We start from the raw sequence: 1,565 nt of genomic DNA on the forward strand, positions 1-1,565 counted from the left end.
GGAATACATTCTGCACGTCGTCGTCGTCTTCGATTTTTTCGAGGAGTTTTTCCACTTCCTCGGCTTCTTCGGGAGTGAGCTCCTTGGTCACCTGGGGTATGCGCTCAAAACCCGAGGAGCGGATTTCGATATCCCGCGATTCCAGTTCTTTTTGTATGGCCCCGAAGGATTCAAAGGGCGCGTAGATGTGCAGGCCGTCTTCATCTTCAAAAACCTCCTCGGCCCCGAAATCGATCATTTCCAGTTCGAGCTCCTCCGGATCCAGGCCTTCCGGTTCGATACAAAAGTTACAGGTATGGTCAAACATGAATTCCACGGAGCCCGAAGTACCCAGGCTGCCGTTGTGTTTATTGAAATAACTCCGGATGTTCGCCACGGTGCGCGTATTGTTGTCCGTGGCCGTCTCGATCAGTACGGCAATTCCGTGGGGAGCATACCCTTCAAACAGCACTTCTTTGAAGTCGCCCTGGGATTTGTCCGAGGCCCTTTTGATCGCCCGCTCAATATTGTCTTTGGGCATATTCACCGCCTTGGCGTTCTGGATCACAGCGCGCAGGCGGGAGTTGTGGCTCGGGTCCGGGCCACCTTCTTTGACAGCCATGACGATATCCTTCCCTATTCGGGTAAAGGCTTTGGACATGGCGGCCCATCGCTTTAATTTTCTTCCTTTTCGAAATTCAAATGCTCTTCCCATACAGCGGTTTTTCTGCTACCGGATCAAAAATATAAAATGCCGGGAGGGCTACAAATATTTTTTGGTCCCCTTGCCGTACACGCAGTTTCAGGCACCTCCAATAAAGAACCCGCCCAAGCGTACGTCCAGCACTTTAAATACGTTACTCCGGGTTTGTGGAAACAAGGGCCTCGATGGTCTGCGCCAGTTTAAAATCCTTCTCCGTGACGCCCCCGGCATCGTGGGTATTCAGGCGAATGTGCAGGCGGTTGTAGACATTACTCCAGTCCGGGTGGTGGTTCTGGGCTTCACATTCAAAAGCGATTCGGGTCATCAGGGTAAAGGCTTCCTTGAAGTTATGGAATTCAAAGGTCGTTTCCAGGGCGTTGTCGTTGAGCTCCCACCCGTCAAAGGCTTCGAGTTTCTGGTTGATTTCAGCTTCCGTTAGTTTTTTCATAGCCATGCGATTTTAAATGAATCCCAAAGGTACAAAGCCTATTGCTTTATCAGGTTGTCAATGACCTCCTGATATTCCAATTGCAGGTTTTTGGGAAGCATCTGTGCTTTGGGCAGCACGGCCAGGTAGCGTTCTTCATTGGTGGTGTACACCCTTTTGAATACGGGGTGCTTGGGGCTCAGGTGGGTGGTGATTTCCCGTATGAAATCGTCGTGGTGTACCAGGTCTTTGGAGCCCAGGTGGTAAATCCCGGATTTATTCCGGTTGATCATATAATGTACCTGCTGCGCCAGTTTATCGTCCGAGGTCACATTCATCACCAGGTTTGGAAAGACTTCAATGGGCTGCTCCTGATGCAGGGCTTCCTTGATTTCTTTGATTCGGGGGGAGGTGTTCCCAAAGACCATTGGCAGCCGCAGGATGGCAGATTTCCGG

The 1,565-nt window shown here is 50.9% G+C and carries 2 protein-coding genes and 1 pseudogene; all 3 read right to left on the bottom strand.

All coding sequences use genetic code 11. The features are described 5' to 3' along the window. Positions 1–694 (bottom strand): YebC/PmpR family DNA-binding transcriptional regulator (locus WBV75_RS01665; RefSeq protein WP_424118920.1); only part of this gene is annotated, 694 nt, incomplete at its 3' end. Positions 695–836: 142 nt separating this feature from the next. Beyond that, entirely contained in the window at positions 837–1,130 is a 294-nt protein-coding gene (locus tag WBV75_RS01670) for a 4a-hydroxytetrahydrobiopterin dehydratase (RefSeq protein ID WP_424118921.1), read from the bottom strand. A gap of 38 nt (positions 1,131–1,168) precedes the next feature. Then, a pseudogene (locus tag WBV75_RS01675) lies at positions 1,169–1,565 on the bottom strand (sugar nucleotide-binding protein); the annotation flags it as partial.

Source organism: Robiginitalea sp., assembly GCF_049588695.1.
GTDB lineage: Bacteria > Bacteroidota > Bacteroidia > Flavobacteriales > Flavobacteriaceae > Robiginitalea.